The organism is Alphaproteobacteria bacterium, assembly GCA_019635875.1.
GTDB lineage: Bacteria > Pseudomonadota > Alphaproteobacteria > Reyranellales > Reyranellaceae > JAFAZJ01.
Genome location: JAHBYP010000003.1, coordinates 216,443 through 240,363, shown reverse-complemented (window position 1 = coordinate 240,363; position 23,921 = coordinate 216,443). Strand labels below are relative to the sequence as shown.

The following is a 23,921-nucleotide window of genomic DNA, read 5'->3' as shown; positions in this document are numbered from 1 at the left end:
ACTCTACCTTCCCCCGCTGGCGGGGGAAGGTGGCGCGTGACCTTGTATGGGTTCAATTTCCCTTCCCCCGGAGGGGGAAGGTGGCGCGTAGCGACGGAAGGGGGATGTCGAAGGCGAACGCAGGAGTTTGTCTTCGACATCCCCCTTCCGCCCTTCGGGCACCTTCCCCCTCCGGGGGAAGGTTAAGAGGCTACTACTCCGCCGCCGGTGCGGCGGCCTTCTTCTTCGCCTCGTGCTTTTCCTTCTCTTCGGCCTTGAGCTCCTTCTTCGACAGCTTGCCGACCGGGGTCTTGGGCAGCTCGTTGCGCACCTCGAAGGCGACCGGGAACTCGTGCTTGCCGATCTTGTCGGTGAGATGCGCCTTCAGCTCGTCGAAGGTCAGGCTCGCGCCGGGCTTGAGCTTGACGAAGACCTTGGGCGCCTCGCCGCGGTAGTCGTCGGGGATGCCGATGACGATGCACTCGTCGACCGCGGGATGCTCGTACGTCGCCTCCTCGATCATGCGCGGATAGACGTTGTAGCCGGAGGAGATGATCAGGTCCTTCGAGCGGTCGACCAGGAACAGCCAGCCGTCCTCGTCCATGTAGCCCATGTCGCCGGTGCGCAGGCCCTTCCAGTTGCTGCGCGGCGTCGAGAACAGCACCTTGTCGCTCTCGTCCTGCTTCTTCCAGTAACCCTTCATCACCTGCGGGCCGATGATGCAGACCTCGCCGACATTCTCCTTGCCCGCCGGCAGGACCTTCTCGCCGTCCTCGAGCGAGCGGATCTCGATGATCGTGCCGGGCATGGGAACGCCGCACGAGCCGACGCGGCGCACGCTCTTGTCGACCGGGCAGATCGCGCCGGTGGGCGAGGTCTCGGTGAGCCCGTAGCCCTCGATCAGGGTGGCGCCGGTCAGCTTCTCGAAGCTCTGCTGCACCTCGACCGGCAGCGGCGCGCCGCCGGACATGCAGATCTTCAGCGAGGAGAGATCGAGCTCCTTGGCTTTGGGGTGCTTGTTGATCGCGGTGTAGAGGGTGGGCACGCCGGGCAGGAAGGTCGGCTTCTTCTTGCCCAGGTCGCTGACGATCATGTCGACGTCGGGCCGCGGATAGAGGATCAGCTGGTTGCCGTTGCGCACCGCGCCGAGCATGATTCCGCTCAACGCATAGATGTGGAACAGCGGCAGCACGCAGACGATCTTCTCGGTGCCCGGCTTGGTGTAGGGCGTGGTCCAGGCCTGGCCCTGGCTCATCGCCGCCATGATGCAGCCGTGCGTCAGCATCGCCGCCTTGGGCAGGCCGGTGGTGCCGCCGGTGTATTGCAGCAGCGCGACCTCGTCCCAGAGATTGTCGCCCAGCGGATGGCTGGTGTACTTGCCGTCGTTGGCCAGCAGGTCCTTGAAGGCCATGTGCTTGTCGTCGCGCGGCCACTTCGAGATGTCGGCCTTCTTGGCGATCGGATAGAGCCAGTTCTTCGGCCAGGGCAGATAATCGGCGATCGAGCCGATGATCAGCTTCTTCAGCCGCGTCTTGCCCAGCATGCCCGCCATGTTGGGGTAGAGGGCCTTGACGTCGAGCGTTACCAGGAAGTCGGTCTCGCTGTCGCCGATCTTGAACTCGAGCTCGCGCGCGGCGTCGAGCGGCGAGTAGTTCACCACCTTGCCGCCGGCCTTCAGCACGCCGAAGAAGGCGATGATGTAGTGCGGCGTGTTGGGCAGATAGAGCCCGACATGCACCCCGGGCTTCACGCCCAGCTTCTGGAAGCCCGCCGCCGCCCGGTCGGAGAGTTCCTTGTACTCCTTGAAGGTCGTGATCTTGTCGAGGAAGTCGGTGAGCGGACGGTCGCCGTACTTGGCGCAGGCCTCCTCGAAGGCCTCGTGCAGCGCCTGCTTGGGGATGTCGAGATCCCAGGACACGCCCTGCGGGTAGCTCTTCACCCAGGGAAAATCGGCCATCTGACGTCTCCCAGCCCTGCAGATTTCGTTGCGCGAACTATGAGTTGAGGCCCCGCGAGGGGTCAAGCGCAACAGGCAGGGTAGCTTACCCATTTGACTTAAGCTGTTACATAAAGAGAACTTCTCAATAGTCAGATATTACGATATATTTCGCCAAACGGTTGAATCAAGGCCCCCTCGACTGAGAATGATCCCCTGCCGACGACCGCTTCTCGCAGCCGCGCTCTGCCTGGGCGTGGCGGCGTGCGGCTCCGGGCCGGGCGAATCCCCGCCGGACGACCGCGTCGCGGCGGCCGCCTGGCACGAGTGGAGGCGCTATGGCGGCAACATCATCGACTACGGCGGCCGCAACGGCCGCAACGGCGGCGGGCACGAGAGCCGCGATCCGCTGGCCTCGCGCATCGGCACCTACTGGCGCGCCGCCGGCCATCCCGAATGGGACGGCCGCAGCAACAAGCCGTGGTCGGGCGCCTTCGTGAGCTGGGTGGCGAAGGACGCCGGCATCAACGGTCGCGACTTCCGGCGCGGCGGCCGCCACGCCTACTACCTGAAGGCGATGCTCGACCTGCAGCTCGCCGGCCGGCCGGGCCGCTATGTCGTGCGGGACTGGCGCGACGTCGCGCCCAAGAGCGGCGACCTGGTCTGCGCCGGCACGCGCGCGAGCGGCCATCGCGACGCGCACGCCCTGCGCGCCGCGGTCGACCGCGAGGTCACGCATTGCGACGTGGTGATCGACAACCGCAACGGCCGCGTGCGCGTGGTCGGCGGCAACGTCAGCGACAGCGTCTCGATGAGCTTCTTCCCGGCAGATGCCGGCGGCGGCCTGCGGCCGGTGCGCGGCCGCCCCTGGTTCGCCGTCGTCGACAAGCGCGATTAGCCTCTCTTAACCTTCCCCCTCCGGGGGAAGGTAAAGGGATCGCATGCACGACGTTCTGATCATCGGCGGCGGCATCGCCGGGTTGACCACGGCGCTCAGCCTGCACGAAGCCGGCATTCGTTGCCGCGTGTTCGAGGCGGCGCCGTCGATCGAGCCGATCGGCGTCGGCATCAACGTCCTGCCGCATGCCTCGGCGATCCTGGCACGACTCGGCCTCGAGCCGGCGCTGGCGGCGGTCGCGGTGCAGACGACGGAGTCGGCGTTCTTCAACCGCTTCGGCCAGCTGATCTATCGCGAGCCCCTGGGCCGCGCCGCGGGTTACGCGCATCCGCAATTCTCGATCCATCGCGGCGATCTGCAGCGCGTGCTGCACGAGGCCGTGCGCGCGAGGCTGGGCGACATCGCGCTCGACCGTCGATGCATGGCCGTCGAGACCGGCGACACGGGTGTCGTGGCGCGATTCGCCGACGGATCGAGCGCGAGCGGCTCGCTCGCCATCGCCTGCGACGGCATCCACTCGCTGGTGCGCAAGCAGCTCTATCCGCACGAGGGCGCACCGCGTTACGCCGGCGTCAACATGTGGCGCGGCGTGACGCGCTGGCGGCCGTTCCTGTCAGGGGCGACCATGGTGCGTGCGGGTTGGCTGGCCTGCGGCAAGATGGTGATCTATCCGATCCGCGAGCAGATCGACGCAGAGGGCCGCCAGCTGGTGAACTGGGTGGCCGAGATCGAGACGCCGGCCGACACCAGCCGCGACTGGAACCGCGGCGGGCGGCTCGAGGATTTCCTCTGGGCCTTCGCGGACTGGCATTTCGACTGGCTCGACGTGCCGGCGTTCCTGCGCGCCGCCGATGTCGTGCTCGAGTTCCCGATGGTCGACCAGGATCCGCTGCCGGCCTGGAGCTTCGGCCGCCTGACGCTGCTGGGCGACGCGGCGCATCCCATGGTGCCGCGCGGCTCGAACGGGGCGGGGCAGGCGATCCTCGATGCCGATGCCATCGCACGTTGCCTCAGGCAGCACGCCGATCCCGTCGCCGCGCTGAAGGCTTACGAGGCGGCGCGGCTCGGGCCCACGACCGACGTGGTGCTGACCAACCGCAAGAACCCGCCCGACGCCATCCTGCGCGAGGTCTTCGTGCGCTCCGGCGACAAGCCCTTCGCGCGCATCGAGGACGTGATCAGCCCGGCCGAACTCGCCGCGATCTCCGACAGCTACAAGCGCGTGGCGCAGTACGACAAGGCGACCCTGGCGGGACGGTGAGTTTTCCCTTCCCCCGGAGGGGGAAGGTGGCGCGCAGCGACGGAAGGGGGATGTCGAAGACGAACACAGGAGTCCGTCTTCGACATCCCCCTTCCGCCCTTCGGGCACCTTCCCCCTCCGGGGGAAGGACTCACCCCTCGATCAGCTTCAGCATCGCGCGGCTGAGCATGCGCGGCGTGGCCTCGTGGTGGATCGAGAAGGGACCGGGGTTGATCAGGGTCATGTTGTTCATGGTGCCCGACAGGATCTGGAAGGCGAAGCGGATCGCGTCCTCGTCAGCGGCGACCGGCTCGCGGCCCAGCAGGGAGAGCGCGATCGGCAGGGCCAGCGAGACGCGCTCCTGGCCCAGCTCGCGCAGCGGCGTCCAGGCTGCGGGGTCGCTGCCGGCCTGGCGCAGCGAGGCGCGCACCAAGCCCTCGTAGCGTCGGTTCCAAGTCACCGAGGTGCCTACCACCCACTCGATGAAGCCGGCCAGCCCGCGCGGCCAGGCAATGTCCAGGCGGTAGTCGCGGCGCATGGCGCGGCGCGATTCCTCGACCACGCCCAGCTGCAGGGCGCGGATATAGGCCTCCTTGCCGTCGAAGCGGGCGTAAAAGGAGCCCACCGTGATGCCGGTCGCGGCGCAGAGGTCGGCGATCGACAGACGGTCGAAATCGCGATCCTTCAGCAGCTCCAGGCCGGCGCGCATCAACTCGGCCACCAGGTCGCGGCTGCGCTTCTGCCGCGCCGGGCGCATGCCCGGGATATCGAGCTGGGAAACAAGGGTGGCGTCCATTGACTCAATCTTAAACTAGAATTATGGTTCTTGTTAAGAGCCAATCTGGAGGATCGCCATGCTGCGCAACAGCCGTTTCGACATCCGCCCGACCAACGGGGCGCTGGGCGCCGAGATCCTGGGCATCGACCTGGCGCAGCCGCTCGACGACAGTGGCGTGGCCGAGATCCGCCAGGCGCTGGCCGAGCACGGCGTGGTCTTTTTCCGCGACCAGAAGCTGACGCCCGAGCAGCACATCGCCTTTGCCGGGCGCATGGGGCCGATCAACGTCAACCGCTTCTTCCAGCATGCGCCGGGCTATCCGCAGATCGCCGAGGTGCGCAAGGAGCCGGAGCAGAAATCAAACATCGGCGGCGGCTGGCACACGGACCATACTTACGACCAGATCCCGGCGCTGGGCTCGATCCTGCTGGCGCGCGAGGTGCCGCCGCGCGGCGGCGACACGATGTTCGCCTGCATGGCCAAGGCCTACGACGCGCTGTCCGACGGCCTGAAGAAGACGCTCGAGGGCATGCGCGCGCACCACTCCAGCCGCCACGTCTTCGGCGCCGGCGCCAATTACCTGCAGACCGACATCAAGGGCCGTATGGGCAACACCGAGCTCGCGACCCAGGACGCGATCCATCCCGTCGTCGTGCGCCACCCCGATTCGGGCCGCAAGGTGCTCTACGTCAACTCGTCCTTCACCGTGCGCTTCGAGGGCTGGACGGTGCAGGAGAGTGCGCCGCTGCTGAAGTTCCTGTACGAGCACGCCGCGCGTCCGGAATTCACCACGCGCTTCCAGTGGCGCGAAGGCTCGATCGCCTTCTGGGACAACCGCGCCACCTGGCACTGCGCGGTCAACGACTACCAGGGCGAACGCCGCCTGATGCATCGCATCACCATCGAGGGCGTGCCGCTCGCAGCGTAATACGAACGGGGCGTCATCTTTCCGCTGGCCTTCGCCCGCGAGTCGGGCGACATTCGCCTCAACCAAGGAAGCGGCCACCGCACGCAACGGCGGCGCATGGGGAGGCAACTTTCCCGCACGCCGTGCGGATGTCGCCACGCATGCCTGTCTCGCGCGCACCGAAAGAGCCGTATCCGGGTTGTGAAGGCCCGCCGAGGTCGGCGGCGCCATGCAATGGGAGGCGAGACGGAATGCGCGACCTGATGAAATTGCCCGCGGCGATCGCGGTGGCGGCGAGCATGGCGGTATCTGGCGCCGCGCTGGCGCAGAAGCCGGCGGAGTTCCGCTACACGACCGGCGCGCCGCCCAACACGCCCTGGGTCATGCAGCTCAACCGCTTCGTCAAGGATCTCGACGAAGAGACCAAGTCGGCGATGAAGATCATCCCCTTCATCAACGCCCAGCTCGGCAACGAGCAGGACACCATGCAGCAGACGGCGCGTGGCCGTATCGATCTCGGCGGCTTCTCGGTCGCCGCGGCGGCGGCGCTGGTGCCCGAGCTGTCGCTGACCAGCCTGCCGTTCTATTTCAGCAGCTCCAGGCAGCAGGACTGCGTCTACGACCAGCACCTGGTGAACTACAGCAAGAACGCGCTGGCCCAGAAGGGCGTGGTGTTCCTCGGCTGGACCCATGTCGGCTCGGGGAACATCGTCGGCAAGAAGGCCTACAAGTCGCCGGCCGACGTGAAGGGGCTGAAGGCGCGCTCGGCGCCGACCAAGACGGCGGCGGCGTTCTGGGTGGCGCTGGGCGCCAATCCCAACCCGCTGGGCATCACCGAGTGGTCCTCGGCGCACCAGACCGGGCTGGTCGACGTCTCCGACGCGCCGGTGACCTATTACGTGCCGTCGGGCCTGGGCAAGATCGCGCCGGTCTACACGCGCACCAACCACGTCGACTCCGGCGGCGTCGTCGTCATGGCCAAGCGGGTCTATGACGGGCTGAGCGCCGACCAGCGCAACGCGCTGCACCGCACGGTCGAGAAGCGCCCGGCCTCGCAGCTGCGCGCCGAGATCCGCGGCTTCGAGGAGAAGATCCTCGAGCTGCATGTGAAGAACGGCGGCACCATCGTCACGCTGACGCCGGCCGAGCGGGCGGTGTGGCAGAAGGCGCTGTCGACGGCCTGGCCGGAGATCGTCAAGACCGTCGGCGGCAACGCCGCGGCCTTCTTCAAGCTGATGGAAGACGGCAAGAAGGCTTGCGGCGCCTGAGGCGTCGCGTCCCGTCCGGCCGGCGCCCGGTGGCGCCGGCCGTTCTCTATCCGGCGCGCCGCCGTCGTGCCGCGCGCACCCTGGCCAGCGGAGTCCCATGAGCCTGTCCCCTTCGGGCGACGTCGATCCGACGCGATCCGACGCGCCGCCGGCCGTGCGCCGCGTCCTCGAGATATGGCATCGGGTGGAATGCTGGGTGGCGGTGGCGTGCTTCGCCTTCATCGCGCTGATCATGATCGTCGACGTGTTCGGACGCGAGTTGCTGGGCCCGGTGCTGGCGGCCATCGGCGTCGACGTGGGACCCACCGGCATCTTCGCCGCAGCGCGCTTCGCCATGATCGGGCTGATCATCGGCGCCTTCATGGGCGTGGGCATCGCGACCGCGACGGGCGCCCACCTGGTGCCGCGCGTCGGCTTTGGCTGGGTTCCCAAGGCGTGGGGACCGGCGATGGACCGGCTGGCCGACGTGCTGACCGGCCTGTTCCTGCTCGGCTTCGTCTGGTTCGGCGTCGAGTTCGTGCGCTCGACCGCGGCCACCGAGCTGCGCATGCCGGTGCTCGACTGGCTGGTCTGGCCGATCCAGACCGCGATCCCGCTGGGCTTCCTGTCGGCCGCCCTGCGCTACTTCGTCTTCGCCGCCTGGCCCGGCGCGCGGCCGCGCCCGCCGGAGTTCCAGGAATGAGCGGTCTCGTCCTGGCGGCGCTGATCGCGCTGCTGCTCTTCCTGCGCCAGCCGCTGATCGTGATCCTCCTGGGGGTCGCGGCCTATGTCCACATGGTCTGGGGCAGGGGCCAGCTCGACTACATCGTCGAGGACATGTGGGTCGGCATCGACAAGGAGCTCATCCTGTCGATCCCGCTGTTCATCCTGTGCGGCAACGTCATGACGCGCGGCTCGATCGCGCAGCGCCTTGTCGGCATGCTGCAGGCGCTGACGCGGTCGGTGCCCGGCGGCATGGCGGTGGCCTGCATCCTGTCGTGCGCGGTGTTCGCCGCGATCTCGGGCTCCTCGATCGTCACCATGCTGGCGGTCGGCTCGGTGATGTATCCGGCCATGCGCCAGGCCGGCTACGACAACAAGTTCACGCTGGGTGCGATCATGTCGGGCGGCACGCTGGGCATCATCATCCCGCCCTCGATCCCGATGATCATCTACGGCCTGGTGACCGAGACCTCGATCACCGACCTGTTCGCCGCCGGCTTCGGGCCCGGCCTGCTGCTGACCCTGGCGCTGTCGGGCTACGCCGTCTGGTACAACCGCCGCATCCCGCGGCAGCGCTTCTCCCTGGACGAGTTCGTCAATGCCTGCGTCCGCGGCATCTGGGCCTTCCTGATGCCGGTGATCCTGCTGGGCGGCATCTACTCCGGGTGGTTCACGGCGACCGAGGCCGCCGCCGTGGCGCTGGCCTACGCCATGGTGATCGAGATCTTCGTCCACAAGGAGCTGAAGATCGGCGACTTCTACAAGGTCGTGCTCGACGCCTCGAAGCTCGGCGGCTCGCTGTTTCCCGTGCTCGCGGTGGCGCTCAGCCTCAACATCATCCTGATCGAGCACCAGGTGCCGCAGTCGATGGTGACCTATGTCCAGGGGTACATCACGAATCCCTGGGTGTTCATGCTGATCATCAACGTCCTGCTGCTGCTGGTCGGCTGCCTGATGACGACGGGCGAGGCGATCCTCGTGCTGGCGCCGCTGCTTGCGCCGCTCGCCGCCGCCTACGGCTACGACAAGGTCGTCTTCGGCATCATCATGATCCTCAACCTGGAGATCGGCTATCTGACGCCGCCGGTCGGGCTCAACCTCGTCGTGGCGATGAGCGCCTTCAAGCAGAACTTCGGCCTGCTCTGCCGCGCCGCGCTGCCGTTCATCCTGATCATGCTGGCCTGCCTGGTCGTCGTGATGTGGCAGCCGTGGATCGCGATGCTTCTCGTGACCGGGAAGTTCTGAGACTGGGGCGCGCCACTCCAGTGGCGCGAGTGATCATCGACAAGACGCGCCACTGGAGTGGCGCGCCCCGGCCGGCAACTACGCCTGCGGATTGTCCTCGTCGAAGAACACCAGGGTGCGGATCTCGATGCTCTGGCGCGGGCGGGCGTCGGGCCTGCTGGTCGGGTCGTCGAAGGCCGAGTGCGCCGTCCAGCGCGCGCGCCCGTCGGTCGCCGAGTCGTAGCACTTGAAGACCATCGCCTCATCGGCGGTCATCGCCGGGTAGTAGAACCAGCGATGCGCCGGGTTGTGGCGCACGCCGTAGGTCTCGCCCAGGCGGTCGCGGTAGATCAGGTCCGAGGCGATGAAATCCTCGAACGCCACAGAGCGCGCATCGACGATGCCCAGCGGCGACTGCTCAATGGTGCCCGCGATCGAGCGCCAGACGTTGATGATGGCGTAGCGCCCCTTCAGCCACCGCTCGGCCTCGTCGGCCGGCAGAAGGTCGCGCACCCGCTGCGGGCCCGATTTCAGGGTGTAGTCGTTGTGTGCGCGCTTCACCGGCTCGCGCGCGCCGCGTTCGTCGCGCTGGGCGTTGCGGCCGTCGCGGATCGTGTGGTCGAACACCACGACCCTGGACGCGCCGGTGAGCTTCTTCACCAGCGCCTCGACCTCGGCGTAGTAGGTGCCCTCGAGCTGCCGCTCGTCGTGGAAGTCGCGCACGGTGCTGGGCGCATTCACCAGCGTGAAGCCGGCGCTCTCCAGCGTCGGTTCCTCGGCGAGCCGGCGTGCGTCGCGCACCGCCATCGGCTGCGGCTCGTAGCGTGTGTTGCGCCACGGCTTGCCCGGCGGCGGCTCGTAGGTGTAGCTGAACGGCTTCTCCGCCGTCGGCGCGATGTAGTTGATCGGCGCCACCACTTCGGTGGTGCTGGTGGTGACGGTCAGGGCGTCCATGCGCTGCTCCCGGCTCGAGTTGCTGAGCCGAACATGGGAGCGGGCCCCGCCGGGGTCAAAGGAGCATTATCGGCGCATCGATTAGGAAATCTGTGGTCAGCCGGCGACGAAGTCCGTGCTGGTCGGATTGCTGCCGCAAACGAGAACTGCCACTTTTTCGCCCGATCTCGGCACATAGCGGCCGCTCGTCAGCGCCGCCAGCGCCGCCGCGCCGCCGGGTTCGGCAACCAGTCGAAGCCTGTCCCATAACATTTTCTGTGCCGCGAGGATGGCCTCGTCGCTCACCAGGACCGATTGCGCGACATGCCGCTGCGCGATGGGGAACATCAGGCCGCCGATCTGCTTGGGCGCCAGCGAATCGGCGGCGACGCCGCCGGCCGGCGCCTCGACCGGCCGGCCGGCCTTCAGCGCCATGTTCAGGGTCGGCGCCGCCTCGGGCTCGACCGCGACCACCTTCACCTTGCCGCCGAACCACGCGGCGATGCCGCCGATCAGCCCGCCGCCGCCGACCGCGACCAGCAGCGTGTCGAGCCCGGGCACCTGCTCCTCCAGCTCGAGCCCGACGCTGCCCTGGCCGATCAGGGTCTCGGGCTGGTCATAGGCGTGGATCGCCATCGCGCCGCTTCGCGCCAGCCACTCCTCGGAGGCCGCCAGCGCGTCGGCGTAGCGCTCGCCGCCGACCACGAGATCGGCGCCATAGCCGCGGATGCGCGCGATCTTCATCGGCGCGGCGATGCTGGGCACGTAGATCTTCGCCGGCACCTTCGTCACCATCGCCGCGTAGGCCACGGCCGCGCCGTGGTTGCCGCCGGAGGCCGCGACGACGCCCGCCTTGGGCACGTCGCGCGTCAGCAGGTTGGTGAAGGCGCCGCGCGGCTTGAACGAGCCGCTGTGCTGCAGCAGCTCGAGCTTCAGGTGCAGGCCGGGCAGGGACAGCCCGAAATCGCCGCCGGCGACTTCCATGACGGGCGTGCGCCGGACATAGGGCGCGATGCGGGCGTAGTTGGCGGCGATGGCCGCGCGATCGATCGTGTCGGGCATGGCTTGACTATAATTAGGCACTTGGCTAATTGGCAATATGCGTTCGGCCGACAATTCCCGCGCCGCCCTGCGCGCGCTGGCCAGCGAGCGGCGCCTGGCGATCCTCGACTGGCTGCGCGATCCGCGCGCGCATTTCCGCCCGCAGGTCGACGGCGACCTGGTGAAGGACGGCGTCTGCGGCCTGCTGATCGCCGAGAAGCTGGGCGTGAGCCAGCCGACCGCCAGCGAGCATCTGAAGATCCTGGTGCAGGCCGGCCTGCTGCGCGGCAAGCGCATCCGGCAATGGACGTTCTACCGCCGCGACGAGGGCGCGATCTCCGCGCTGAAGAAGGCGCTGCGCGATCTTTAGCAGCCCTCTGTCATCCCGAGCGCAGCGAGGGATCCAGGATGTTGACTGGATCCCTCGCTGCGCTCGGGATGAGAGAGGTCAGCCGGCCTTGCGGCAGGTCGAGGTCTGCTTCAGCTCCGGCCCCTTGTGCGCGCGCAGGAAGGCCAGCAGCTTCTCGGGCGTGCCGCGTGGCTTGGGCGGGCCCAGCCGGTCGAAGGCGAGCGCGACGCCGTGCGTCTTCGCCAGTGCCTCGAGCATGGGTCGATTGTCGGGCACCAGCATGGCGTAGGCGCCGTCGGCTTCGCGGCGCAGGAAGACGTGGTTGATGCGGCCGCCCGACTCGTCGGCCTCGACGATGACCAGGTCGCCCGACTTCTCCATGCGCAGCGCATAGCCGCTGTTGTCGACGATGGCGCGATAGACGTGGTCGCCGGGCGACGACTGGTTCGGACCCGACAGCACGACGCTGCCGCCATCCTTGTCGCCGGTGTTGCGGCACTGCCAGGTGCCGGCGGCGATGCCGACATCCTGGCCGCGCTGCAGCACGCGCTGCTCGGTGTCGTAGCAGCCCGACAGCAGGGCGAGCGAGGCAAGGAGGGCGAGGGCGATGCGCATGCGATGACTATGATAGGCTCGGCCATGGCCGACAAGCCACGCGATGGCATCCCCGCGGACAGGACCGCGATTCCGCCGGTGCTGCGGCAGCTGGCCGACGTGCTGCCGCAGTTCAGCGGCGCCGACCTGGAAAGCCAGCTGCAGAGCTTTGACGTGTTTCTCGGCATGTTGCCGCCCCAGGCCTGGCCGCAGGTCGCGGCGTTGCTGCGCCGCGCGTCGGAGCGCACCGCAGAGCCCGACAGCGCCAGGCGCATCCTCAAGGCGGCGCTGGATGTCGGCGTTGGCCTGCGCGCGGCCGCGCCCTACGATCACGAGGCGGCGATGCGCGCCTATCGGGAGGAGCACGCGAGGAACTTTCCCAACCTGCCGGGGCCCGGCGGCGACGACGCGGTCTTCCTGGCGAAGCTCGACGCGGCGCTGGCGCAGATCGTGCCGATGGCCCAGGCCGGCTGGGCGCCGGCCCACAGCATCGAGCGCCAGCTGCGCTGGTGCCGTGCGTTCGCGCTGGGCGAGCCGCGCGAGGAGCGGCCGGGCCCGTTCTCGATGGGCCTGATCGCCACGCGTGAGCTCGACATGTGGGGCAACGAGCCCGAGCTCGCCGGCCTGATCAACGAGGTCGAGCGCCTCGCCAATATCCGTCTGGAGGCGGAGGAAGGCGACTGAGTCCGAGCTGGCGCATCAGGGCGCGACGAGGCGCGCGACAGCGGTCTTCAGGTCGACCGTGCCGCGCCGTTGCTCGCTGGCCGCATCGCGCCCGACCCGGCCGTCGGCGATGCCCTCGTACATGGCGAGCAGCGCGTCAGCCACCTCGGCGGGAACACCCTGGCCGGCGAGCAATGCGGCGCGCGCCGGCGGCGGCACGAAGGCCGGCGCCACCGGGCGTGCGAGGACTTCCGCGAACGCGGCCGCGACGTCGGCGGCGCTCCAGTCGCGCGGCCCGCTCAGCTCGACGATGCGCCGCCCGGTGCCTCTCTCGCGCAGCAGCGCGGCGGCCGCGCGGCCGACATCGATCGTGCTCACCATCGGGGTGGCATGCTCGGGTTCGATGAAGGTCGGCAGCAAGCCCTGCGCAACGACGGCCTGGGCGACCTCGCCCCAGGATTCGACGAAGTAGCCCGGGCGCAGGAAGACGACGGAAGGTGCCGCGCCGTCGAGCAGCGCCTCGATCTGGTTCAGCGTGGCGATGACGCCGGTGCCCGCAGCGTGCTGGGCACCGATCGACGACAGCACCACCGCCCGCGGCAGGCCGGCGCGCCGCGCGGCTGCGGCGAGCGCGGTACCGACCTGCTGCGCGCGGGCGTAGGGATCGCCCGACACCGGCGGCGGGTTGAGCAGGAAGGCGCCCGTCGCGCCGGCGAAGGCCTCGGCCAGCGCGTCGGCATCGTCGATGCTTGCGACGGCCACCTCGGCGCCGCGCGCGCGCCACGCCGCGCCCTGTTCCGCACGGCGCAGCACGACGCGCACGGCCGCACCGTCCTCGATCAGGGCCCGTGCCGTCTCGCCGCCGGCCCGCCCGTTCGCCCCCAGCACTACGTACATGACCCGCTCCTCCGTCGTTGGTGCGCTCGATGGGGGTACAGGTAAGCGCCGGATTGGCATGCGTCTAATGCATGGGTTATATAGTGGTCATGACGGAAGTGGATCTACGCGGCGTCGACCTCAACCTGCTCGTGGCGCTCGACGCGCTGATCGAGGAACGCAACGTCACGCGCGCCGGCGGCAGGCTGGGCATGAGCCAGCCGGCGGCGAGCCGCGCATTGGGGCGGCTGCGCGCGCTGTTTTCGGACGCGCTGCTGGTCGACGGCCCGGGCGGCTACGTGCTGAGCGCGCGCGCCGAGGCGCTGCGGCCGGCGCTGCGGCGGGCGCTGGCCTGCATCGGCGAGGTGCTGCAGGCGCCGGCCTTCGATCCGGCGACGGCGAGGGGCCGCGTGCGGTTGCTGCTGCCCGACCTGCTGGCCGCGACGCTCGCGCCGCACCTGCTGGTGCGCTTCGCCGAGGAGGCGCCCGGGCTCGACCTCGACATCGCTCCGCCGGGCGCCAACCCGATCGAGGCGCTGGAACGCGACGAGGCCGATGCCATTGTCGGCGTGATCGACGAGGCGCCGGCGGGCATTCGCCGCCGCCGCCTCTACCACGACAGGCTGGTGACGCTGATGCGCATGGGCCATCCCGCGACCGCCGGACGGCTCACCCTCGCACGCTTCCTGGCGCTGGAGCACATGGCGGTGAGCGTCACCGGCGTCGGGCCGTCGCCGCTCGATGAACGGCTGGCGCGCCTGGGACACGCGCGGCGCGTGAAGCTGCGCGTGCCCAATTTCTTCGCCGCCGTGGAGATCGCCGCCCGCTCGGACCTGGTGATGACGCTGCCCTCGATCCTGGCGCACACCGAATCGGCGAAGGGCCGCCTGGCGGCGCTGCGACCGCCGCTCGATCTCGGCCGCTTCGCCATGAGCCTGGTCTGGCACGCCCGCCACCAGGACGCACCGCGCCACGTCTGGCTGCGCCGCGCCATTGTGGCGGCGGCGACGAGGTCAGGGATGCCGCGTCAGCCGACGACCGGTCCGTCGCGCGAGGCCGGTGGGCTGGCCTTGCGCCAGAAATGGTAGGCCACGATCCAGTCGACGATGGCGATGGCGGGAAACAGCACCCAGATCACGTCGAAGCCCGGCGCGATCTCCGCGACCGTGATGCCGAGGTGGAACAGCAGCACGGGCATCAGGATGCCGATCATCACGCCGCCCATCGCCAGCGCGACGGCGATGACGCGCAGGCCGGCGGGCCCGGTCCGTGGCATCAGGCGGCCTTGCGGATCATGTCGCTGACGCGCTCGGCGATCATGATGGTGGGCGCGTTGGTGTTGCCGCCGATCAGGGTGGGCATCACCGAGGCGTCGACGACGCGCAGGCCCTGCACGCCGCGTACGCGCAGCTCGTTGTCGACCACCGCCGCGGGGTCGGAGTCCGGGCCCATCTTGCAGGTGCCGACCGGGTGGTAGATCGTCTCGCAGCGGGCGCGGATCCACTCGGTGATCTCGGCATCGCTCTTGCGCGAGGCGCTGGGCTCCATCTCCTCGCCGCGATACGGCTCCATGGCCTTCTGCGCGAAGATCTCGCGCGCCATCTTCGTGCCCTTGACCAGCACGTCGAGGTCGCGCCGCTCGGCGAGGTAGTTGGCGTCGATCGCCGGATGGTCGAACGGATCGGGACTCTTCAGCCTGATGGTGCCGCGGCTCTCCGGTCGCAGCAGGCACATGTGCAGGGTCATGCCGTTGGTCTTGAGCTTGGTCTTGCCGTGATCGATCACGAAGGCCGGGATGAAGTGCAGCTGGATGTCGGGCGCCGCCAGCCCGTCCGACGTGCGCAGGAAGCCGCCGGTCTCGGCGATGCACGAGGTGCCTGGCCCGGTCTTGGCGAAGAGGTACTTGGCGAGCGTCACCAGCTCGTTGGCCGTGTCGTAGGTGTCGCGCGTCCTGCAGTGATAGAGCGTGGCCGCATCGACATGGTCCTGCAGATTGCCGCCCACGCCCGGCACGTCGGCCACCACGTCGATGTGATGGGCGCGCAGATGGTCGGCCGGGCCGATGCCCGAGAGCATCAGGGTCTGCGGCGAGTTGATCGCGCCGCCACTCAGGATCACCTCGCGGCTGGCATAGGCGGCCTTGTCGATCTTGTCGTGGTGATAGGCGACGCCGACGGCCTTGCCGTTCTCGAACAATACCTTCTGCGTCATCGCCTCGGTCTGCACGGTGACGTTGCCGCGCGCCATCGCCGGGCGCAGATAGGCGACGGCGGCGCTGAAGCGCTTGCCGCCCTTCTGGGTCACCTGGAAGTAGCCGACGCCATCCTGCTCCGCGCCGTTGAAATCGCTGACGCGCTTGTGGCCGGCCTGCTCGCAGGCGGCGAGAAAGGCGTCGTTGATCTTCGCCGGGCATCGTTGGTCGGCGACGTTGAGCGGCCCGCCGCTGCCGTGGAACTCGCTGGCGCCGCGCTCGTTGTTCTGCGCCCGCTTGAAGTAGGGCAGCACGTCGGCGTAGCTCCAGCCGGCGTTGCCGAGCTGGCGCCAGTGATCGTAGTCCCAGGCGTGGCCGCGGATGTAGAGCATGGCGTTGATCGACGAGGATCCGCCCAGGGTCTTGCCGCGCGGCCAGTGCATGCGCCGGTTGTTGCAGTTCGCCTGGGGTACGGTCTCGTAGCCCCAGTTGAACTGGCCGGTGGCGGCGAGATTGACGACTCCGGCCGGCATGTGGATGAACATGTGGTTGTCGGGCTTGCCGGCCTCGAGCACGAGGATCTTCACATCGGGATCCTCGCCCAGCCGGTAGGCCAGCGTGCTGCCGGCCGAGCCGGCGCCGACGATGATGTAGTCGTACTCGTTGCCGGCCATCGCCCCTCTCCCGTTCTTTCTTTGCCGCGATGGTTATGCCGCGGGTGCGGCGCGGTCAACGCCCGACGACGAGGACGCCGCGCGGCGCCAGGCTCAGCGCCACCCGATCGCCAGCCGACAGCGGACGATCGACCCGCGGGCAAACTGCGAAGAGCGCGCCGGCCGCGGTCTCGATCGTGTACTCCATATGCGTGCCGACATAGGTCGACTTGGCGACGCGGCCGGCGAGCGTGCCCGACGCACCGGGCGCCGGCTCGACGGTGATCGACTCCGGCCGCACCGCGACCTCGGTCTCGCCCTCGGCCGCGTTGCGCACCGGCACGATGACCTCGATCTCGCCGAGCTTGACTGCGGCGCGCTCGCCGTCCAGCCGCCGCGACGTGCCGCGCAGGCGGTTCGATTCGCCCATGAAATTGGCGACAAAGGCGGTGGCCGGCCGCTCGTAGAGATCGCGCGGCGCGCCGTCCTGCTCGATGCGGCCCCGGTTCATCACGATGATGCGGTCGGACACCGCCAGCGCTTCCTGCTGGTCGTGCGTGACGTAGACCACGGTCAGCCCCAGCCGCTGCTGCAGCTCGCGGATCTCCTCGCGCATCTGCCGGCGCAGGCGCGCGTCGAGGTTCGACAGCGGCTCGTCGAACAGCATCACCGAGGGCCGCAGCACCAGGGCGCGCGCCACCGCCACGCGCTGCTGCTGGCCGCCCGACAGCTCGCTGGGCTGACGCCGGGCGAAGCCGTCGAGACCGACCTGCTCCAGCGCCTCCTGCGCGCGGGCCGCCGAGGCGGTCTTGTCGACGCCGGAACGGCGCAGCCCGTAGCAGACATTCTCCAGCACGCTCATGTGCGGGAAGAGCGCGTAGGACTGGAACACCATGCTGACGTCGCGCTCGGTGGCCGACAGCACGGTGACGTCCGCGCCGTCGATCAGGATGCTGCCGGCGCTGGCGGCTTCCAGCCCGGCGATCATGCGCAGCACCGTGGTCTTGCCGCAGCCCGACGGTCCCAGCAGCGTCGTCAGCGTGCCCGCCGCGACGGTGAAGCTGACCCCGGCGACGGCCGTGGTCTCGCCGTAGCGCTTGACGACATCACGGAACTCGACGCCCGCGCTCATGCGCCAGCCCTCGCCGCCAAGGGAGCCGGCGCGGCGCGCCGGCCGAGCCGGCGCTGGCCCACCAGCAGCTGGATCAGCAGGATCGCCGCCAGCATCAGGAGGATCAGCGCGCAGCTGTAGGCGATGGCCAGGCCGTAATCGCCGTTGATCACGCGCAGCACGATGAAGGTCGTCGCCAGCTCGTACTCGGCGGTGACCAGGAAGACCACGGCGCTCACCGTCGTCACCGCGCGCACGAAGCCGTAGACCAGCGCCGCCACCATCGCCGGCCGCATCAGCGGCAGCACGACATGCGCCAGCGTCTGCCAGGCGCGGCCGCGCAGCGTCGCGGAGGCTTCGTCGAGGCTGCGGTCGATCTGGCTCATCGCCGCCATGCCGGCGCGCACGCCCACCGGCATGTTGCGGAAGACGAAGCACAGCACGAGGATCAGCGCCGTTCCGGTGATCTCCAGCGGCGGCACGTTGAAGGTGAAGACGTAGGCGACGCCGATCACCGTGCCGGGCACCGCGAAGCTCAGCATGGTGGCAAATTCCAGCGTCGAGCGGCCGATGAAGCGCTGGCGCACCAGCAGCCAGGCCGCGAGCAGGCCGAGCAGGGCGGTCAGCGGCGCGGCGATCGCGGCGAGCTTCACCGTGGTCCAGAACGAGCCCCAGGCCGCGCCGGTCCAGATCAGGCCGGCGGGTCCGCTCTCGACGGAGAAGGCCTTGGCGTAGTGCTGCAGGGTCAGCGTGTGGTCGCGGCCCCAGATCTTCACGAAGCCGCCGGCCAGCACGAAGCCGTAGAGCAGGGCGGTGAAGCCGGCCCACGGCAGCGCGATCCACTGCGCCAGGCGACGCAGACCGTCGGGCATCGGCACCGGCAGGCCGGCATCGCCCTTGCCGGCGATGGTGGCGTAGGAGCGCGTGCCGACCAGGCGGCGCTGCAGGAAGAAGGCGCCCAGCGCGAAGGCCAGTAGCAACAGCGCCAGCGACGCGGCGCGGCCGTAGTCGAGCTGCGCGCCGACCACGGCGAAATAGATCTCGGTCGACAGCACGCCGTAGTCGCCGCCCAGCACGATGGGATTGCCGAAATCGGCGATGCTCTCGATGAAACCGACCAGGAAGGCGTTGGCCAGCCCGGGCTTCATCAGCGGCAGCGAGACGGTGCGGAAGGTGTCCCAGCGATTGGCGCGCAGGGTCTGCGAGGCTTCTTCGAGAGTCGGGCTGACGCCCTCGACGACGCCGATCAGCACGAGGAAGGCGACCGGCGTGAAGGCGAAGAGCTGCGCCAGGAACACGCCCTGGAAGCCGTAGATCCAGCGCGTCGGCGCGACGTCGAACCAGGCCTCGAGCGCCTGGTTGACGATGCCGGCGCGGCCGAAGACGAGGATCAGGCCGAGCCCGATGACGAAGGGCGGCGTGATGATCGGCAGCACCGTCAGCACGCGCAACGTCCTCTTCATGCGAAAGCCGGTGCGGGTGACGATCAGCGCGAAGGCGAGGCCCAGCAGGGTCGTGCCGGCGCCGCAGGCCAGCGCCAGGAAGAGCGTGTTCCACGCCACGCCGCAGCGCCCGCCGCCGCTCAGGCAGCGCAGGCTCCAGATCTTCGCCGTGGTCAGGCGCTCGACCAGCAGCGCCGGCGCGAAGGCGCCGTCGGTGGCGTTGAACGCCTGCAGCAGGATGCGCAGCACCGGCCAGGCGGTGAACAGCACGATGCAGGCGACCAAGCCGACCATGGCGCCGGCGACGAAGGAATCGCCGCCGAAGGCGCCGCGCTGGGCGAGGCCGAGCGAGAGCAGGCCGAGCAGCGCGATCATCACCAGGGTGGCGCCGCCGCCGATGCCGACCTGCCGGCCGTCGATCGTACCCAGCGCCAGGGTGAGCCACTCGGCGTTCCAGCCGCGCAGGCCGATGCTCAGCGCCTGCAGCCAGAAGACGGCCAGCCCGAGGCCGGCGAGCAGCACCAGCAACGTGCCGCGCTGCCGCCGCTCGCCGCCGATGAAGCCGACGCCAAGGCAGGCCAGCAGGATCGGCAGCAGCGGCGCGAGCCACCAGCTTCCGTGGGTGGCAATCAGCGCCAGGCCGCTGGCGGAGTCCGCGTGCGACCACGTGCCACTGATCCAGTCGAGAGCGAGGATGCCCTCCTGCTGCGCGTACCACGGCAGCAGGAGGAACCCGGCAATCCCGATCAGCGCCCACGCCGCGACCGCGCGGGTGGGCGAGACGCGGCTCACCGCGGCAGCGCGCCGATCTCGGTGTCCCAGCGCGCGATCAGACGCTTGCGCTCGTTCGCCTTGCCGTACTTGGCGAAATCGTACTGGATCAGCTTCATGTCGGCGAATTTCGGCGCCTCGGGCGGCACCGGCGTGTCCTTGTGCGAGGGCACCTGGAACTGCTTGGCCTGGGCGCCGAGCTTCTGCGCCGCCGGCGACAGTGCCCAGTCGACGAACTTGCGCGCGTTGTCGAGGTTGCGCGCGCCCTTGATCAGGCTGATCGAGCCGATCTCGTAGCCGGTGCCCTCGCACGGCGTGGCGGTCTTCACCGGGAAGCCGGCCAGCGCCTCGGTCACGCCGTCATGCACGAAGCTGATGCTGACCGTGGTCTCGCCGCGCGCCACCGCCTTCATCGGCGCCGTGCCCGAGCGCGTGTAGGCGTTGACGTTGACGTGCATCTTCTTGAGGAAGTCGAACGCCTTGTCCTCGCCCATCACCTGCACCAGCGTGGCGATGGCGACATAGGCCGTGCCCGAGGAGTTCGGGTTGGCCATCTGGATCTCGCCCTTGAAGTCGGGCTTCAGCAGGTCGGCCCAGCAGGCCGGCGGCGCGATCTTCTTCTTGGCGATCAGCTCGGTGTTGATGCCGAAGCCCAGCGCGCCGGCGTAGATGCCGGTGGTGCGGAAGCCGGAATCGGCGGCCTGCTTCTGCGCCCAGGGATGCAGGCTGGCCAGCGCCGGCGACTTGTAGACGTCCGTGAGGTTCTCCTCGGCCGCCTGCAGATGCGGATCGCCGGTGCCGCCGAACCAGATATCGCCCTTGGGGTTGGCCGCCTCGGCCTTGATCTGCGCGATGGTCTCGCCCGAGCCCTTCTGGGTGATCGAGACCTTCACGCCGGTCGCCTTCTGGAACTCGTTGGCGATCAGCGTGCACCACTCCGCCTGCACCGAGCAGTAGACGTTGAGCGACCCCTGCGCCTGCACGGCCGACGGACTGACCAATGCCATCGGCGCGATGGCGAGGATCGCGGCCTTCCAGGTTCTCATGGGCTCCCTCCCTTGTTGGAGGGACGATTGATCGCCGCGCCGATCGTTGCAACAAAATTGTAACAGTCACGCCTGGCGCGGATAGCCTTTCTGCTCGAGGTCGACGATGTCCTCGCGGAAGGCCTTGTCGATGGTGCCGTAGACGGCGCGGCGGAACAGCGGCTTGAGCAACCTCCTGATGCCGCTGACCGGCAGGTCGGCGCGGAAATGCACGATGGTGCCGCCCCTGCCGCCGCCCTCGAAGCGCTGGGTGAAGCGCGTGCCGGCATTGGTGCCCGACACGACGTCGCTGGTCAGGCTGCCGTCGGCGTTGCGCGTCAGCACGACCTCGTCGACCTGCATCATCCCCAGCAGGCGCACGGCCTGGCGGAACCTGCAGGTCGTGCGGTCGTCGGAGTGGACGGTGAAGACGATGCCCTTGTGCACGGTGTGCGAGGCGTGGTGGCGCATGTCGCCGAACTGCGCGCCGACCTCGGCCGCAGGGCGGGCGATGCGGCCCTCGTAGTCGACGACAAGTCTCTCGCTCATGACGACGCTCCCCTTGTTGCCGGCGATACGCACGGAACGCGGCGGTAGATGCGTCTACTTCTGCGGATCGGTCAGCTCGTCGAGCGTGCGCGCGAATCGCGGCGCCCAACGGCTCTCGCAGGCCGCCTTGATCTGGCGCGACAGCCATGGCCAGCGGCCGCGGCCCCATCTGAGCCAGCGGCGTCCGCATTCGAACTCGGAGGCCAGCAGGTAGAGCGCCGGCACCAGGAACAGCCAGCCTGGAATGATCGGCAGGAAGCCGCCCAGGGTTGCCAGCGCCAGGCAGACGGCGATCGCCAGGATGACGATGACCTTGCGGAACCAGCTGCGGTGCGGATCGGACACAGGTGCAGGCGACATGACTCCCATATGGTGACTTGACGTTTACGTAAGGTCTCATTGACGTTTACGTAAACGGCATATAGTTTCGCACCATGACATCGACGCCGACGATCGATTCCGCGCGCAGCCAGGCCAAGGCGCCGGCCGCACAGACCTGGACCATCGCCGAGCTGGCGCGCGAGCACAACGTCACGCCGCGCGCGATTCGATTCTACGAGGACGAGGGCCTGCTGTCGCCGACCAGGCTCGGCATGTCGCGCATCTACAGCCAGGGCGACCGCTGGCGGCTGGGCTGGATCCTGCGCGGCAAGCGGCTGGGCTTCAGCCTGGCGGAGATCAAGGAGCTGCTGGACCTCTATCACGCCGACCGCTCCGGCGTGCAGCAGCTGCGCGCCGTGGTGCGCAAGAGCCGCGAGCACGTCGCGGAGCTGGAGGCCAAGCTGCGCGACCTGCGCACCCAGATCGCCGAGTTCCGCGAGGTCGAGACGCATGCCGCGCAGATGCTGCGCGACAAGGGCGCCGATCCGGAATCGGAGTAGACTAAGCCAAAGCCTGTTCAGGGGAGAGACGCCATGGCGACCTACAAGGTACCGCTGAAGGACATGCGCTTCGTGCTCAACGAGGTGATCGACGTGTCGCGCGTGTCGGCGCTGCCGGGCTATGGCGAGGCGACGCCCGACCTGATCGACGCCATCCTCGAGGAGGGCGCCAAGCTCTGCGAGAACGTGCTGTTGCCGCTCAACCGCAGCGGCGACGAGGAGGGCTGCAGCTACGAGAACGGCGTGGTGCGCACGCCCAAGGGCTTCAAGGAAGCCTACAGGCAGTTCATCGAGGGCGGCTGGACCAACGTCACGACCGATCCGCAATATGGCGGCCAGGGCCTGCCGGCGACGGTGGGCTTCGTGATGCAGGAGATGATCACCTCGTCGAACCTGTCGTTCGGCATGTATCCCGGCCTGTCGCACGGCGCCTACGAGGCACTGCACGCGCACGCCAACGAGACCATCAAGCAGACCTACCTGCCGAAGCTGGGCGAGGGCGTGTGGTCAGGCACGATGTGCCTGACCGAGCCGCATTGCGGCACCGATCTCGGCATGCTGCGCACCAGGGCCGAGCCGCGCTCGGACGGCAGCTTCGACATCAGCGGCACCAAGATCTTCATCAGCGCCGGCGAGCACGACCTGACGGAAAACATCATCCATCTCGTGCTGGCGCGCCTGCCGGATGCGCCAGGCGGCACCAAGGGCATCAGCCTGTTCGTCGTGCCGAAGTTCCTGCCCACGGCGGACGGCAAGGCCGGCGAGCGCAACGGCATTCGCTGCGGCGCCATCGAGCACAAGATGGGCATCAAGGCCTCGTCGACCTGCGTGATGAATCTCGACGGCGCGCGCGGCTGGATGGTGGGCGAGGCCAACAAGGGCCTCAACGCCATGTTCGTGATGATGAACGCCGCGCGGCTGGGCGTCGCCATGCAGGGCCTCGGCATCGCCGAGACCGCCTACCAGAGCGCGGCGAGCTACGCCAAGGAGCGCCTGCAGGGCCGCTCGCTGACCGGCCCGAAGAACGCCCAGGGTCCGGCCGATCCGATCATCGTGCATCCCGACGTTCGCCGCATGCTCTTGATCCAGAAGTCGTTCGCCGAGGGCGCGCGCGCCATGGCCTACTGGATCGGCTCGCTGATCGACGTCGCGCGCCGCCACGAAAGCCAGGAGGAGCGCGAGAAGGCCGACGATCTGATCCAGATCCTGACGCCGATCGCCAAGGCCTACTTCACCGACATGGGCTTCGAGTCGGCGAACCTCGCGATCCAGACCTATGGCGGCCACGGCTTCATCCGCGAGCACGGCGTCGAGCAGCTGGCGCGCGACGCGCGCATCACCATGCTCTACGAGGGCGCCAATGGTGTGCAGGCGCTTGACCTGGTGGGCCGCAAGCTGCCGATGAAGGGCGGCCGGCCGGCGCAGCGCCTGCTGGGCGAGATCAACGGCTTCATCGCGGCCCACAAGGGCGATGCGGCGATGGCGGAGTTCGTCGAGCCGCTCGAGAAGGCGATCGGCCGCGTGCAGGATTCGGCGCTGTGGCTGATGCAGAACGGCATGAAGAATCCCGACGAGGCCGGCGGTGCCGCGACCGACTTCCTGCGCCTGATGGGGCTCAGTGCGATGGCGTACATGTGGGCGCGCATCGCCAAGGCGGCGCATGCCGGCCTTGCAAAAGGCAGCGACAACGATTTCTACAACGCCAAGCTCATGACCGGCCGCTTCTTCGTGCAGCGCGTTCTGCCGCAGACGACGTCGCTGTCGCACCAGATCAAGGCGGGCGCATCCACCATGATGGCGCTCGACGCCGCGGCGTTCTGAGTAGTGAACAGTCAGTCGGCGCGGTTTCCCGTTTTCCTCACGCGCCGATTGCATCATTGACGTGTTTATCACGTCGAGCACGGCCAAGC

The 23,921-nt window shown here is 68.8% G+C and carries 24 protein-coding genes; 11 read left to right on the top strand and 13 right to left on the bottom strand.

Features of this window, described 5'->3' with window-relative positions; genetic code table 11:
• Positions 1–193: 193 nt before the first annotated feature.
• Positions 194–1,936, bottom strand: coding sequence for a long-chain fatty acid--CoA ligase (locus tag KF889_12450; protein MBX3500249.1), 1,743 nt, complete (start codon positions 1,934–1,936; stop codon positions 194–196).
• A 187-nt stretch (positions 1,937–2,123) separates the two neighbouring features.
• On the opposite strand from KF889_12450, the gene KF889_12445 reads away from it, so the two are divergent.
• Positions 2,124–2,813 (top strand): DUF2272 domain-containing protein, encoded by a 690-nt coding sequence (locus tag KF889_12445; protein ID MBX3500248.1) that lies wholly within the window; start codon positions 2,124–2,126, stop codon positions 2,811–2,813.
• Between the two features lie 43 nt (positions 2,814–2,856).
• Positions 2,857–4,074 (top strand): flavin-dependent oxidoreductase, encoded by a 1,218-nt coding sequence (locus KF889_12440; protein MBX3500247.1) that lies wholly within the window; start codon positions 2,857–2,859, stop codon positions 4,072–4,074.
• A gap of 130 nt (positions 4,075–4,204) precedes the next feature.
• On the opposite strand, the gene KF889_12435 is transcribed toward KF889_12440, so the two are convergent.
• Positions 4,205–4,849: a TetR/AcrR family transcriptional regulator gene (locus tag KF889_12435; protein ID MBX3500246.1), complete on the bottom strand. Its 645-nt coding sequence runs from the start codon at positions 4,847–4,849 to the stop codon at positions 4,205–4,207.
• Positions 4,850–4,907: 58 nt separating this feature from the next.
• On the opposite strand from KF889_12435, the gene KF889_12430 reads away from it, so the two are divergent.
• The 4 genes from KF889_12430 to KF889_12415 all read left to right on the top strand — a co-directional run bounded on the left by KF889_12430 (position 4,908) and on the right by KF889_12415 (position 8,953).
• On the top strand, positions 4,908–5,759 hold the full coding sequence (locus tag KF889_12430) for a TauD/TfdA family dioxygenase (GenBank protein ID MBX3500245.1): 852 nt from the start codon (positions 4,908–4,910) through the stop codon (positions 5,757–5,759).
• 230 nt (positions 5,760–5,989) lie between these two features.
• On the top strand, positions 5,990–7,006 hold the full coding sequence (locus tag KF889_12425; protein MBX3500244.1) for a TRAP transporter substrate-binding protein: 1,017 nt from the start codon (positions 5,990–5,992) through the stop codon (positions 7,004–7,006).
• A gap of 97 nt (positions 7,007–7,103) precedes the next feature.
• Entirely contained in the window at positions 7,104–7,688 is a 585-nt protein-coding gene (locus KF889_12420) for a TRAP transporter small permease (GenBank protein ID MBX3500243.1), read from the top strand.
• Entirely contained in the window at positions 7,685–8,953 is a 1,269-nt protein-coding gene (locus KF889_12415; protein MBX3500242.1) for a TRAP transporter large permease, read from the top strand. The genes KF889_12420 and KF889_12415 overlap by 4 nt, the downstream gene beginning before the upstream one ends.
• A 78-nt stretch (positions 8,954–9,031) precedes the next feature.
• Here KF889_12415 and KF889_12410 read toward each other — a convergent pair whose 3' ends face one another.
• Together KF889_12410 and KF889_12405 are read right to left on the bottom strand one after the other, a co-directional pair.
• A complete protein-coding gene (locus KF889_12410) occupies positions 9,032–9,886 on the bottom strand; it encodes a methyltransferase (GenBank protein ID MBX3500241.1) in 855 nt (284 codons plus the stop codon).
• 96 nt (positions 9,887–9,982) lie between these two features.
• Entirely contained in the window at positions 9,983–10,927 is a 945-nt protein-coding gene (locus tag KF889_12405; protein MBX3500240.1) for a threonine/serine dehydratase, read from the bottom strand.
• 37 nt (positions 10,928–10,964) lie between these two features.
• On the opposite strand from KF889_12405, the gene KF889_12400 reads away from it, so the two are divergent.
• On the top strand, positions 10,965–11,276 hold the full coding sequence (locus KF889_12400) for a winged helix-turn-helix transcriptional regulator (protein ID MBX3500239.1): 312 nt from the start codon (positions 10,965–10,967) through the stop codon (positions 11,274–11,276).
• A gap of 78 nt (positions 11,277–11,354) precedes the next feature.
• Here KF889_12400 and KF889_12395 read toward each other — a convergent pair whose 3' ends face one another.
• Entirely contained in the window at positions 11,355–11,870 is a 516-nt protein-coding gene (locus KF889_12395; protein MBX3500238.1) for a hypothetical protein, read from the bottom strand.
• A gap of 24 nt (positions 11,871–11,894) precedes the next feature.
• Between KF889_12395 and KF889_12390 the strand changes: the two genes are divergently transcribed.
• On the top strand, positions 11,895–12,533 hold the full coding sequence (locus KF889_12390; protein ID MBX3500237.1) for a hypothetical protein: 639 nt from the start codon (positions 11,895–11,897) through the stop codon (positions 12,531–12,533).
• Positions 12,534–12,548: 15 nt separating this feature from the next.
• On the opposite strand, the gene KF889_12385 is transcribed toward KF889_12390, so the two are convergent.
• Positions 12,549–13,409 carry an NmrA family NAD(P)-binding protein gene (locus KF889_12385; protein ID MBX3500236.1) on the bottom strand — a complete coding sequence of 287 codons (861 nt, stop codon included), beginning with the start codon at positions 13,407–13,409 and terminating at the stop codon, positions 12,549–12,551.
• 89 nt (positions 13,410–13,498) lie between these two features.
• Between KF889_12385 and KF889_12380 the strand changes: the two genes are divergently transcribed.
• Positions 13,499–14,476 (top strand): LysR family transcriptional regulator, encoded by a 978-nt coding sequence (locus KF889_12380; GenBank protein MBX3500235.1) that lies wholly within the window; start codon positions 13,499–13,501, stop codon positions 14,474–14,476.
• Here KF889_12380 and KF889_12375 read toward each other — a convergent pair.
• The 7 genes from KF889_12375 to KF889_12345 form a co-directional block, all read right to left on the bottom strand.
• Positions 14,416–14,664 (bottom strand): hypothetical protein, encoded by a 249-nt coding sequence (locus tag KF889_12375; protein ID MBX3500234.1) that lies wholly within the window; start codon positions 14,662–14,664, stop codon positions 14,416–14,418. The two genes, KF889_12380 and KF889_12375, sit on opposite strands and share 61 nt — an antisense overlap.
• Positions 14,664–16,253: a choline dehydrogenase gene (locus tag KF889_12370; protein MBX3500233.1), complete on the bottom strand. Its 1,590-nt coding sequence runs from the start codon at positions 16,251–16,253 to the stop codon at positions 14,664–14,666. Before KF889_12370 ends, KF889_12375 begins: the two co-directional genes overlap by 1 nt.
• A gap of 55 nt (positions 16,254–16,308) precedes the next feature.
• Entirely contained in the window at positions 16,309–17,364 is a 1,056-nt protein-coding gene (locus KF889_12365) for an ABC transporter ATP-binding protein (GenBank protein ID MBX3500232.1), read from the bottom strand.
• Positions 17,361–19,526: an iron ABC transporter permease gene (locus tag KF889_12360; GenBank protein MBX3500231.1), complete on the bottom strand. Its 2,166-nt coding sequence runs from the start codon at positions 19,524–19,526 to the stop codon at positions 17,361–17,363. Before KF889_12360 ends, KF889_12365 begins: the two co-directional genes overlap by 4 nt.
• 47 nt (positions 19,527–19,573) lie before the next feature.
• Positions 19,574–20,602 carry an ABC transporter substrate-binding protein gene (locus tag KF889_12355; GenBank protein MBX3500230.1) on the bottom strand — a complete coding sequence of 343 codons (1,029 nt, stop codon included), beginning with the start codon at positions 20,600–20,602 and terminating at the stop codon, positions 19,574–19,576.
• Between the two features lie 66 nt (positions 20,603–20,668).
• Entirely contained in the window at positions 20,669–21,130 is a 462-nt protein-coding gene (locus KF889_12350) for a hypothetical protein (protein ID MBX3500229.1), read from the bottom strand.
• A gap of 54 nt (positions 21,131–21,184) precedes the next feature.
• A complete protein-coding gene (locus KF889_12345) occupies positions 21,185–21,490 on the bottom strand; it encodes a hypothetical protein (protein ID MBX3500228.1) in 306 nt (101 codons plus the stop codon).
• 74 nt (positions 21,491–21,564) lie between these two features.
• On the opposite strand from KF889_12345, the gene KF889_12340 reads away from it, so the two are divergent.
• Both KF889_12340 and KF889_12335 read left to right on the top strand, forming a co-directional pair.
• The gene (locus tag KF889_12340) at positions 21,565–22,011 is read left to right on the top strand and encodes a MerR family DNA-binding transcriptional regulator (protein ID MBX3500227.1); all 447 of its coding nucleotides are present in this window, start codon (positions 21,565–21,567) and stop codon (positions 22,009–22,011) included.
• Positions 22,012–22,044: 33 nt separating this feature from the next.
• Positions 22,045–23,832: an acyl-CoA dehydrogenase C-terminal domain-containing protein gene (locus KF889_12335; GenBank protein ID MBX3500226.1), complete on the top strand. Its 1,788-nt coding sequence runs from the start codon at positions 22,045–22,047 to the stop codon at positions 23,830–23,832.
• Positions 23,833–23,921 lie beyond the last annotated feature (89 nt).

What these genes read in the sequence shown, in the direction of transcription:
- KF889_12450 (MBX3500249.1), bottom strand. Translation starts at nt 1,936, where the DNA reads ATGGCCGATTTTCCCTGGGTGAAGAGCTACCCGCAGGGCGTGTCCTGG.
- KF889_12445 (MBX3500248.1), top strand. Translation starts at nt 2,124, where the DNA reads ATGATCCCCTGCCGACGACCGCTTCTCGCAGCCGCGCTCTGCCTGGGC.
- KF889_12440 (MBX3500247.1), top strand. Translation starts at nt 2,857, where the DNA reads ATGCACGACGTTCTGATCATCGGCGGCGGCATCGCCGGGTTGACCACG.
- KF889_12435 (MBX3500246.1), bottom strand. Translation starts at nt 4,849, where the DNA reads ATGGACGCCACCCTTGTTTCCCAGCTCGATATCCCGGGCATGCGCCCG.
- KF889_12430 (MBX3500245.1), top strand. Translation starts at nt 4,908, where the DNA reads ATGCTGCGCAACAGCCGTTTCGACATCCGCCCGACCAACGGGGCGCTG.
- KF889_12425 (MBX3500244.1), top strand. Translation starts at nt 5,990, where the DNA reads ATGCGCGACCTGATGAAATTGCCCGCGGCGATCGCGGTGGCGGCGAGC.
- KF889_12420 (MBX3500243.1), top strand. Translation starts at nt 7,104, where the DNA reads ATGAGCCTGTCCCCTTCGGGCGACGTCGATCCGACGCGATCCGACGCG.
- KF889_12415 (MBX3500242.1), top strand. Translation starts at nt 7,685, where the DNA reads ATGAGCGGTCTCGTCCTGGCGGCGCTGATCGCGCTGCTGCTCTTCCTG.
- KF889_12410 (MBX3500241.1), bottom strand. Translation starts at nt 9,886, where the DNA reads ATGGACGCCCTGACCGTCACCACCAGCACCACCGAAGTGGTGGCGCCG.
- KF889_12405 (MBX3500240.1), bottom strand. Translation starts at nt 10,927, where the DNA reads ATGCCCGACACGATCGATCGCGCGGCCATCGCCGCCAACTACGCCCGC.
- KF889_12400 (MBX3500239.1), top strand. Translation starts at nt 10,965, where the DNA reads ATGCGTTCGGCCGACAATTCCCGCGCCGCCCTGCGCGCGCTGGCCAGC.
- KF889_12395 (MBX3500238.1), bottom strand. Translation starts at nt 11,870, where the DNA reads ATGCGCATCGCCCTCGCCCTCCTTGCCTCGCTCGCCCTGCTGTCGGGC.
- KF889_12390 (MBX3500237.1), top strand. Translation starts at nt 11,895, where the DNA reads ATGGCCGACAAGCCACGCGATGGCATCCCCGCGGACAGGACCGCGATT.
- KF889_12385 (MBX3500236.1), bottom strand. Translation starts at nt 13,409, where the DNA reads ATGTACGTAGTGCTGGGGGCGAACGGGCGGGCCGGCGGCGAGACGGCA.
- KF889_12380 (MBX3500235.1), top strand. Translation starts at nt 13,499, where the DNA reads ATGACGGAAGTGGATCTACGCGGCGTCGACCTCAACCTGCTCGTGGCG.
- KF889_12375 (MBX3500234.1), bottom strand. Translation starts at nt 14,664, where the DNA reads ATGCCACGGACCGGGCCCGCCGGCCTGCGCGTCATCGCCGTCGCGCTG.
- KF889_12370 (MBX3500233.1), bottom strand. Translation starts at nt 16,253, where the DNA reads ATGGCCGGCAACGAGTACGACTACATCATCGTCGGCGCCGGCTCGGCC.
- KF889_12365 (MBX3500232.1), bottom strand. Translation starts at nt 17,364, where the DNA reads ATGAGCGCGGGCGTCGAGTTCCGTGATGTCGTCAAGCGCTACGGCGAG.
- KF889_12355 (MBX3500230.1), bottom strand. Translation starts at nt 20,602, where the DNA reads ATGAGAACCTGGAAGGCCGCGATCCTCGCCATCGCGCCGATGGCATTG.
- KF889_12350 (MBX3500229.1), bottom strand. Translation starts at nt 21,130, where the DNA reads ATGAGCGAGAGACTTGTCGTCGACTACGAGGGCCGCATCGCCCGCCCT.
- KF889_12345 (MBX3500228.1), bottom strand. Translation starts at nt 21,490, where the DNA reads ATGTCGCCTGCACCTGTGTCCGATCCGCACCGCAGCTGGTTCCGCAAG.
- KF889_12340 (MBX3500227.1), top strand. Translation starts at nt 21,565, where the DNA reads ATGACATCGACGCCGACGATCGATTCCGCGCGCAGCCAGGCCAAGGCG.
- KF889_12335 (MBX3500226.1), top strand. Translation starts at nt 22,045, where the DNA reads ATGGCGACCTACAAGGTACCGCTGAAGGACATGCGCTTCGTGCTCAAC.